Origin of the sequence: Pontibacter virosus, from assembly GCF_003096355.1 — a bacterium.
GTDB classification, from domain to species: Bacteria; Bacteroidota; Bacteroidia; order Cytophagales; family Hymenobacteraceae; genus Pontibacter; species Pontibacter virosus.
The window spans coordinates 168,375-177,446 of sequence record NZ_QEKI01000008.1; the positions used below are offsets into that span (position 1 = coordinate 168,375).

The 9,072-nt window shown below is 39.6% G+C and carries 12 protein-coding genes; all 12 read left to right on the top strand.

Annotation, left to right across the window (positions count from 1 at the left end):
* The first annotated feature begins 474 nt into the window (after positions 1-474).
* Entirely contained in the window at positions 475-672 is a 198-nt protein-coding gene (locus tag C8E01_RS13575) for a hypothetical protein (RefSeq protein WP_133242770.1), read from the top strand.
* A 62-nt stretch (positions 673-734) separates the two neighbouring features.
* Entirely contained in the window at positions 735-1,436 is a 702-nt protein-coding gene (locus C8E01_RS13580; RefSeq protein WP_116543982.1) for an IS1 family transposase, read from the top strand.
* A 374-nt stretch (positions 1,437-1,810) separates the two neighbouring features.
* Positions 1,811-2,632, top strand: coding sequence for an ankyrin repeat domain-containing protein (locus tag C8E01_RS13585; RefSeq protein WP_207774900.1), 822 nt, complete (start codon positions 1,811-1,813; stop codon positions 2,630-2,632).
* A 73-nt stretch (positions 2,633-2,705) separates the two neighbouring features.
* Positions 2,706-3,155 carry a DUF4265 domain-containing protein gene (locus C8E01_RS13590; protein WP_165820640.1) on the top strand — a complete coding sequence of 150 codons (450 nt, stop codon included), beginning with the start codon at positions 2,706-2,708 and terminating at the stop codon, positions 3,153-3,155.
* 55 nt (positions 3,156-3,210) lie between these two features.
* Positions 3,211-3,666 (top strand): hypothetical protein, encoded by a 456-nt coding sequence (locus C8E01_RS13595; RefSeq protein WP_165820641.1) that lies wholly within the window; start codon positions 3,211-3,213, stop codon positions 3,664-3,666.
* A 98-nt stretch (positions 3,667-3,764) separates the two neighbouring features.
* Positions 3,765-4,445 (top strand): hypothetical protein, encoded by a 681-nt coding sequence (locus C8E01_RS13600; protein WP_116543986.1) that lies wholly within the window; start codon positions 3,765-3,767, stop codon positions 4,443-4,445.
* Positions 4,446-4,490: 45 nt separating this feature from the next.
* Positions 4,491-5,078, top strand: coding sequence for a hypothetical protein (locus C8E01_RS13605; RefSeq protein ID WP_116543987.1), 588 nt, complete (start codon positions 4,491-4,493; stop codon positions 5,076-5,078).
* A 79-nt stretch (positions 5,079-5,157) separates the two neighbouring features.
* Positions 5,158-5,919, top strand: coding sequence for a hypothetical protein (locus C8E01_RS13610; RefSeq protein ID WP_116543988.1), 762 nt, complete (start codon positions 5,158-5,160; stop codon positions 5,917-5,919).
* Positions 5,920-6,010: 91 nt separating this feature from the next.
* The gene (locus C8E01_RS13615) at positions 6,011-6,565 is read left to right on the top strand and encodes a hypothetical protein (protein WP_116543989.1); all 555 of its coding nucleotides are present in this window, start codon (positions 6,011-6,013) and stop codon (positions 6,563-6,565) included.
* Positions 6,566-7,256: 691 nt separating this feature from the next.
* A complete protein-coding gene (locus C8E01_RS13620; RefSeq protein WP_116543990.1) occupies positions 7,257-7,730 on the top strand; it encodes a hypothetical protein in 474 nt (157 codons plus the stop codon).
* A gap of 77 nt (positions 7,731-7,807) precedes the next feature.
* Complete coding sequence (locus C8E01_RS13625; protein ID WP_116543991.1) at positions 7,808-8,449, top strand: hypothetical protein; 642 nt, start codon at positions 7,808-7,810, stop codon at positions 8,447-8,449.
* A 48-nt stretch (positions 8,450-8,497) separates the two neighbouring features.
* Complete coding sequence (locus C8E01_RS13630; RefSeq protein ID WP_116543992.1) at positions 8,498-8,911, top strand: DUF4288 domain-containing protein; 414 nt, start codon at positions 8,498-8,500, stop codon at positions 8,909-8,911.
* Positions 8,912-9,072: the final 161 nt, after the last annotated feature.

The following is a 9,072-nucleotide window of genomic DNA, read 5'->3' on the forward strand; positions in this document are numbered from 1 at the left end:
ATCATGAATTTGATGAATGGTAGAGTAGGAAAGAATAACGCTGCATAACCACAGCTATAATATAGCTATGCCATATCATAGCCCAATCCGTTGGGGCATATTCAAAAGTATAAATAATCATAGAAGTAAAACTTACTCTTGAAGGACAGTAGAATGAAGGTTTTATTAAATATATTCTTAGGTGTTCTTATAATATTAGCTGTAGCTAACCTATTGTTTTGGATTATGGCAATAGGTTCTGGTCATAATATTCCAACAAGAACAACTAACTCAATTCTACTGGTCTTCATAATTATAGGAGTACTGATAGCAACGGTAGTGTACTTGAAAAGAAGAAATTCAAAACGTAATAAATCTATAGAGTAGAATTAATAGGCAAATGTTAGCAATAAAAGAACACATCCCCAACCACACCTATAGGTTAGCTTCGCCATCCTATAGCCCAGTCCGTTGGGCAAAATAGGAACTATAAAAATGGGATTATTCGACATCTTTAAAAAGCCTCTAACAATTGAAGACGACTTTTTCGGAAAGCTAAGGTTCATGAAAATGAAAGCTGACGGGAAAAGCTACTTTGAAGGAAAAGGTTTGTTCAAACCGACAGGAAACGAAATAGAGTATTTTATCACCGCAAACGAGGAAGGTCCCGACCAAGAACAAAAAGAATTTTAGGTAGTGGTCTACAATGTATGATACTGGAATAAGTATGGCAGCAAGGGTGTTTACAGGAAGTTATGTGCGAGATAACTATCCAGGTAAATTGCCCCTACTGCCACGGTATGAAGGTAGTAAAAAACGGCGTAAAGCGCACGGGCAAGCAGAACTTCCTGTGCCGAGCTTGCGGGAAGCAGTTTCAGTACGCCTACCAAAAGGCTGGTTGCCGTCCTCAGGCAAAGCGCCTGGTGCTGCAGATGCTGGTGCGCAACTCCGGCATCCGCGACATCGAGCAGGTGACGGGCGTGCACCGGCAGACCGTGCTTGGGTGGCTCAACAAACAGGCCGCAGCCTGTGAGTTCAGGCCCCGCCAGCAAAGCTACGCCTCGGTGCAGATAGACGAGGTGTGGACGTTTGTCAAAGAGCGGAAAAGGCGCAAAAGGTGGCTTTTTTATGCCTATGCACCCGAAACCGCTGAGGTGCTGGCCTGGAGCTGGGGCAACCGCAGCCAGCACACGGTCAGAAGACTCTACAGGCAGTTGGAGAAACTTAAAATAGAGTGCTTCTGCACCGATGACTGGCCAGCTTTTTCCAAAGTGCTGCCCCCAGAAAAGCATAGTGTCGGTAAAGCATTTACCAGACACATTGAGGGAGTGAACCTGTGCCTGAGAACCAGAAACAGAAGAATCGTGAGAAAAACCGCCTGCTTCTCTAAAAAAGAGCAGAACCACTACAACGCCATGAAACTAATATTCTATTACAGAAACTATCATACATTGTAGACCACAACCGAATTTTATAACTGGATTCAAGAAAACTATAGAGAACTGGTTATAAAATCTAAAACCCTAATCGAAGATGAATTCGGGAATTGGAAAGAAGGCTTCACTATCAAAGACTTCGACAGAGAATTCCATTTGGTTGCCTTGTCGATTCCCAACCAGAAGAACAAACCATTTGAATGGAGCATGTCATTCGATACAGAACACGATGAAAACCATCAAGTGACGGTAGAGTTCAGCGGACATGAACCTCAAGCAGTAGTAATAGACGGTTAAAAACTACTCTACCCAACAAGGTATACAAGTCACACTTCGGCTACGCCTTGTTCGCCTTTTATACAAGACGTTGGTACACATTTAAAGTAAAAATTCACTTGAGAGACTTAAAGAAGTTTATCTTTTTGTTCAGGTTCCTAATTTGTTTTGCCTTTATTGGCATGGCAACTACAGGTTGTGCCCAGACAAGTAGAAGTGTAGCTTTTTTCAAAGATACCGAGGCTCATGAATTGGCTAAAGCAGTTGAAAATAATAATTTGAGTAAAATAGAAGTTTTGGTGAAGGAAAATCCAAGACTTCTGGAAGTTTCATCTGAATCAGGTTCAAACGTTTTAGCTTTAAGTGTCCATATGGAGAACTTCCAGTCTTTCAAGAAGCTACTGGAGTTAGGAGCTGACCCGAACTTTATAAATCCATATACTAAGTACAGTATACTGATGGAGTCAATAAAGCCTTATGGGAATAGTATGGAGTGGGTGAAGGACAACAGGTTTGCGCAGTTGCTTCTTAAATATGGCGCAGAGCCTAATTATGCTGTTGAAGCTGAGTTCACTAATGTAAAAGGCAACCATATACTTGCATCTTCACCGTTGTTGCAAGCATCTCGCTTGAATCTGGATATGGTAAAGCTCTTAATCGCCCATAAAGCAGATTATAATCAACGAGTTGATGGTAAAACTCCTTTTTCAGGGGCGGTGAGTTCTCGTAAGTTTGAGATAATAGACTACTATATTGATTCATTAAATATAGACGTCCGAGAGCCAATGCGGGTAATAGGTAATGACAGCTTATTTATCCAAGACTACCTTAATAGATTCATGAACTATGAAGAAGAGTCAGAAGGCTACAGGAAGAAAATGGAGTTGATAGGAAAGCTTGAATCAAAAGGAGTGGACTTCAAAAATTATAAGTACAAATAAAAACGAGTACCAACCACACCTTTACCATAGCTTCGCCATGGCAAAGCCAAGTCCGTTGTGTGTCATTATAAGTATGAAAAAGATAGTTTTTAAATTTTGGAATGACATCTTAGATGAAGATTATGTCGAGGGAGTATGGGCTGAAACTGTGGATGAAGAAAAGGGGCATTATAAGATTGACAATATTCCCTTTTTTGTCACTAGCTATTCCGTTGGAGACATTGTGCAGGTGGAAGAAGAGTATGAAGAACTAGTTGTGAAAGACCTAGTGGAGCCATCAGAGAACTCTACTCTTAACATTAAATTCTCAAAGGGGGCAGACAAAGATGAAACTTTAGAAAAGCTTGTCTCTTACGGTTGCAATTATGAAAGTATGGAAAACTTAATACCGGGCTACTACTCTGTAAATGTTCCATCATCTGTAAGTTACCAGCCTGTTTACAAGTTCTTAAAAGAATTAGAAATTAGAGAGCAACTTGGTTTCAGAGAAGCATGCCTTTGCCATAATAGAGAAGAACAGTAAAACATCGTCGGGCAACACAATGCATACAAAACCCTCACTTCGTTTCGGGCTACGCATGCACGAGTCCGTTGGCGGGGATAAGAATTATAAAATGTTTGGAATAATAAGCTTAGTATTTAGTGCTGTTTTGGCTTACTTTTTCTTTAAGCCATACTTAAAGCATCCAGCGACAAGGAAGAAGTTAATCAAAACATTTCTGATACTTCTGCCCATTGCTGTGATAGGTTCTTACATCGGTACCTACATTATTGAAGCTGGACAACCTGACTCTTTCAATGAAGGTGTAGAATTAGTAAAAGAAGACAAAAGAATAATAGAGAAAATTGGAAGCTACAAGTCCTTATGGTTTAACGAAAATGAATTACCAAAGGAAACGGATAATCCTGCCGACCTATTTTTCGAACTGGAAGGAAGTAAAGGTGTAGTTCAGGTTAAAAGTAAAGTAGCTAAAGACAATACAGGCAGATGGTATTTAGTAGAAGTACAGGATAGCTTAATTGAGCAGTACTAAAATTGAAAATTACCTCCGCCAACAAAATGCAGCCTGTATGCTCAGCTACGCTTAGCCCATCGGCTGCACGAGTAACGTTGGCAGGTATACACTAACAAATGGAAATACAGACTTTAGCAATCCTTTTCAGCACATTATTCCTCGCATTGTTCTTGGTGCTGATTTATGTGATAGCTAGAAACCCTAAATATTTTCTCTTTCAATTTCCCTTAGATGTATTGAAAATACTAGTCAAATGGCGGTCAAGTGAAGACATAAAGGCTTGGAATGAAAAAGATGACGATATTGAGTACAAAGCCAAGAGAAAGAAAAAGGTATACTTCCAGAGTGCTGACAAGTACATTTTAGCATTCAGTACAGAAGAACAGAAAGTGAAGCAATCTATCGCCAATGGTGTCGCATCATTGGAAGAATCAGCGCTATCCAACGAGACCTATATCAAATCTGATTACGCACTAATAGTTAAGTTGCCTAAGCAGACTGATTTTTACCTATTTCATTACCTACTTCAATGGCTTGACAACGAAGGTGTCTGTAATACTGGTTTTGTTAGCGGCAAAAGCACGGAATATGTTGTGTATCAGGATAAAAGTTCTTTAAACAATCTGATTGGAGAAACAGAAAGTGGTGCTAGATTCTCTGTTTCTCTTTATGAAGACTATATAGAATCTCAGTATTTGATGTTGGATAGAAATATTAAACTAGATAAGTTAAAGGGATTCAGAGTAATAAGTGAAATAATTAAAAGTACGACTGCCAACAAAACCTATAGTGCATAAACGCACCATAGCAAAGCCGTTGTGGCATAGCAAGATTATAAAAAGATGGTAGTACTAAGGACAAAAGAAGCTCTAATTGAAGGCAGGCATCTCCCAAAATTCGAACTGAATCAGGGAGAGCTTATTTCGCTGTTAGTAGATTCTTTGGAGTTCGAGCTTATCCTAAAAGACTACCTGACTGGAAAAAAGCAGCATCCCAATGTGGAGCTTTTCAGGCCCTTTGTATTTGTTGAGCATACCCCATATAAGGTTACACTAATGGATAGATTGTTGAAAAGGGACTTGGTGCGTCATTTAATTCAAAAAGAATTCAAAGGCTCCAATCAAAAGATAGAATCTATCATAGAAAAGGCGCACGTAAGTGCTGACTGGGAAATTAAAGGTTTGGCAGGAAATCCAAGACGGATATTGGCTACATTGATGGCACTTGAACATAGCAACTGTATTATCTATGATGTTACAGGTATGGACCCTTTGGGAGCAGAACGGCTCCACCAGATTGTACAGGATGAAATTAGAGTGGGCGAGGGAGCTGCAATAGAGATGAATGTGCCGACCTTTAACGGGAAGCGCTTCTTCCCAAAAGCCGACAAACTGGTTGAAATAAAAATGCCAAACCACAACAAAGTATAGCAGGTATGCTTCGGCTACGCCTTGCCATCCGCTATACCAGCACGTTGTGCGGCAGCATAAAAATAAAGACAGATAGGTAATGTCATTAATCGAGAAAGCTCAAAAATTAATAAGCGAAAAAATAAACGCATTGAGCCTACTTGATACTGGGTGGCAGAATAGAGCTTATGACTTCTTTTTAATATTCGGACAGAACGATGAGAGTGAATCTCCTTGGATAAAATCAAGTTGGTATGAGAACTTTGAACCTTATTTTGATAGACTTATAAAGCAGACTGATTCTTTAAAGGAAACAGGAATAAGGGTAATAAAATACAAGCCAGAAAAAAGAATTGCCAAAAAGGATAACAAAGAATTCATCTATCATTCAGAAGTAAAGTCAGGAAGATTAAAATGGGATATTAAGTCCCATGAAAAATGGACTGTTGTAAATAGTGCTGACTATTATTTTCTAAACCTTGAACTTTGGACTCCAATCTGGACGGTTTGTGAAAAGAGAGATTCTCCACCCGATATATTCATTACTATCTCGAATGAAAGAGATTTCGAAAATAAGCGAGAAATTCAATTTGGATACTTAATTGTTGTAGCCGTAGCGAAAAACTTAAAAACTGACTCAAAACCTGTTTTACGGGAGCTGTCAGAAAAAATAAACGCTAAAGCCACAATTTTGAAAACAAGAAAATGGGGAAAGCCTGAGACAGTTGGGAATTGGGCTTTTGTTAACGGAATTCAAGACACTTTTAGTGGCGGTATTTATAACGGACAAAGTTTACACTCATTAGATTTTAGTAAATTAGAATTTGAGCCAGTGTGGGAAATAATCTATCAAGAAAAATAAATGCCAAACGCACAACACAGTTTATACCCTATGCTTCGGCTGATAGCCTCGCACAAGGTATAGACGAGCACGTAGTGGTATATAAAAAATTATGAAAAGAGATAAAAAGTATAAGCTGAAGTTAAGCTTTCCTTATGAAGCCATCATGGCTTTGTTGTTCTTTTCATTCATGGTGCTTGTATGCCTCTGGCAGTACAGCATCAAAGGAGAAGTGGAGTATTTGGTAATAGGTTCTGGAGGATTCATTATCTTATGCTTCTTTGGTTGGCTTTTCAATGAAAACTATAAGAGCCTTGTAATTGGAGGAGAAGCACTGACGGTAAAGTACTGGTTGTGGTTTAATTCGATAACAATAAAAAAGCAGGATGTAAAAGGATACAAAATTAAAGAGACTTACACTAGACATGGTTTAGATTATCATATTATTCTTGTCCCTCTTAAAGGCAAGGAAATTACGTTCATTAGAGACTCCTATGCAAACTATGAAAGGTTAGAATTTTACTTCAAGAAAGTTGGTGTCCACTACATCGGTACTGAGAACATAAATTCACCATATAAGCATGTGTTAGCAATGATAACCATTTGGGGTACAGCAATAAGTGCAATGCTTTTTTTCTTGCTTCAGCTCTTTAAATTAGGTAAATGAAAATTCCATACCACAACCCTGCACAGACTCCATACTCGGCTGCGCCTCTTCCGCAGCCTGTCCTAATCCGTTGGCCGTGATTGGGATTATTTTCAGATTTCAAAAGTGGCGTGTCTTTCAGGCTTTTTAGGGGCTGGGCGGCATCAAAGGCCACTAAAGCGGGCAACGATCAGGAAAAGAGCCAAAGGCATAAATGGAATTTGGGCCTGAAGTCTTGCTTCGGCGGTGCCGGGAGAAAGCCAGCGCTTTCGGACGGGGGCGTCCAGGCAAGACTTTGGTGGGGCGAAGTTAGCGTCGGGAATTGACAAAGTCAAGGGGCTGACTTCGGCCAGGTGGCTCTTTTTCAGAGTGTTGCCCGGCAATAGAGAGGCCAATGATTAAATCAGTCTTTCTGTCGATTGTGGGCCAGCCCGGAGCCCGGCGCCTCCGGCAACGCCGCTAATACCACATTTACGGCATTGCCTCCGGCTAAAGCGCCACTTAGAAGGAATTTAAAAGGAGAAAATAACCCAACCAGAAAGGCTGTTTTCCCTAAAAAAAATAAAAAGAAAAAGTTCGCATAACCCGGGAGAAAAAAGGGAAAACAACCTCGACCAACACTGTCCAGATGCCATTGGAGGCAATTTGCTGAGCACAGCGATCCTCCAACGAAACACCATCTGGCCTAATCGTTATCTAAAATAGTGATTTAATGAAAAACCTACTTTTATTAATCTTTCTGCTTTTTCTCTCATGCCAGCAAAGCGAGCAAAAAATTGGCGAAGCAGATGAATTTAATTATAAAGTAGTGCCTTTGCAATCTATAGGGCCATACCCTACAGGTCCATATCTATTGGCTTTATATGAAAAGAAAAAATTAAAAAATCATGATTGGTATAGAGCAAAAGTGTTTTTAAAGAACTATAAATTTCCTGCTGGATATTCTGATAGTACTACTATAAGGTTTTTCAAAGGAAGGGCTTCCTTTGAAGACATAATGGAAGGGCGTGGCATAAATGCTGTAGTTAGAAATGATACAGGATATGTGAAATTTCAGGTTTTTGAGCCTAACCTTGAAAAAGGGGATTCTGTGCTTAAAGAATGGGAAGCTGTTATTATGAATCCTGCAATGCCTGATAGTATCATCTACACAGTAAGGGAAGAATATATAATATACGGTAGGTAAAACAAAATTAGATAACCACACCTATACGGCAGCTACGCCACCTTATAGCCAAGTACGTTGGCGGTAATAACGAATTTATGAAAAAAGCATTCTCCATTGTTTTTTTACTACTGTTCAGTATAATCAACGGAAATGCTGACTCTCCTCCTTCTTGGACTCCATATAAAGTAGAATCTGAAAATGGGGAGTTCTTCACTTGGCTGCGTTTCGTCGACAGTGATGCCACTAAGTCACCTTGGGAGCGGAAGTGGACATTAATAGTCTACACAAAAGATAGTACTGAACTTTGGCAACAGCAGATAAGACCCATGGGGTATCCAGAAGGAAAACTGTCGAATGACGGTAAGTACTTCTCCTATGTTAACTACTGGTACTATTCTGATTCTCCCGTAGTGGAAGTATACAGAAGAGAAAAAAAGCCATTCGCAATAACAGGTGATAAGTTTGACATACCCACGCAATATCTTCAACAGACCTCGTCCCACCGATTGTGGTTAGCAGACAAAGGGTATCATTACGCAAATGGAGCCAAGCAGCAGCTAATCATTAACACAAGGGACTCTAATACTTGGGTAGTAGATTTGGAAACAGGAGACATAAAAGTTGAAGGTATGAACATGAATTATGTTTATGCCTTTCTAGCTTCATCCATAATCATTACTTTGTTGTATATTTTATTTAGGAAAAGAAGTAGAATTACTTCCGCCAACAAAACCTAAACCACACCAAGGCGTGCTTTAGCCAAGCCGTTAGCCAAAACAAAAGCTATGAATTCAAAAGAGAAAATCATCAACAATTGCAACTGGTTCATAGCCGAGATAATTGAGCGTACAGAATCGGCTGATTCAGATAAATCAAATTCGAATAGAAGATGCAAAGTTTGGGGTAACTACCATCTGATTAAAGCATCGTCTGTAGAAGAAGCATATGAAAAAGCAGAAAAGCTAGGGAATGATTACAACTATAGCTTCAAGAACAAAAGCGGGGTGGAAATGGAAAATACCTTTGTAGGTATAGGTGATTTGCTGCCTCTTTACGAAGACTTAGAAGATGGTGCAGAAATTCTTTGGACGGACTACGGCTTGATAAGTGCTAAGCGTGCTGACAGATTCATAAAGCCTAAAAATGAATGGATTGAAGCTGTGAACAAAGTGAGAAAGAATAGAAAACGAGCAGAATAAAAATTGCTCTTGGCTAACAAGGTATAAATGTCACACATCGGCTTCGCCTTGTTCGCCTTTTATACTAGCCGAAATCTATGAGTAAAACAAGGGTTTTGCTCTAAATATTCTTCAATTTCAGTTCATAGGGCGTTCCCCGTTTCACCACGGCCACGATTTGG

Excerpts from the sequence above, each read along its gene's own strand:
- C8E01_RS13615 (WP_116543989.1), top strand. The coding sequence starts at position 6,011 with ATGAAAAGAGATAAAAAGTATAAGCTGAAGTTAAGCTTTCCTTATGAA.
- C8E01_RS13580 (WP_116543982.1), top strand. The coding sequence starts at position 735 with ATGTGCGAGATAACTATCCAGGTAAATTGCCCCTACTGCCACGGTATG.
- C8E01_RS13590 (WP_165820640.1), top strand. The coding sequence starts at position 2,706 with ATGAAAAAGATAGTTTTTAAATTTTGGAATGACATCTTAGATGAAGAT.
- C8E01_RS13610 (WP_116543988.1), top strand. The coding sequence starts at position 5,158 with ATGTCATTAATCGAGAAAGCTCAAAAATTAATAAGCGAAAAAATAAAC.
- C8E01_RS13600 (WP_116543986.1), top strand. The coding sequence starts at position 3,765 with ATGGAAATACAGACTTTAGCAATCCTTTTCAGCACATTATTCCTCGCA.
- C8E01_RS13575 (WP_133242770.1), top strand. The coding sequence starts at position 475 with ATGGGATTATTCGACATCTTTAAAAAGCCTCTAACAATTGAAGACGAC.
- C8E01_RS13605 (WP_116543987.1), top strand. The coding sequence starts at position 4,491 with ATGGTAGTACTAAGGACAAAAGAAGCTCTAATTGAAGGCAGGCATCTC.
- C8E01_RS13620 (WP_116543990.1), top strand. The coding sequence starts at position 7,257 with ATGAAAAACCTACTTTTATTAATCTTTCTGCTTTTTCTCTCATGCCAG.
- C8E01_RS13630 (WP_116543992.1), top strand. The coding sequence starts at position 8,498 with ATGAATTCAAAAGAGAAAATCATCAACAATTGCAACTGGTTCATAGCC.
- C8E01_RS13625 (WP_116543991.1), top strand. The coding sequence starts at position 7,808 with ATGAAAAAAGCATTCTCCATTGTTTTTTTACTACTGTTCAGTATAATC.
- C8E01_RS13595 (WP_165820641.1), top strand. The coding sequence starts at position 3,211 with ATGCACGAGTCCGTTGGCGGGGATAAGAATTATAAAATGTTTGGAATA.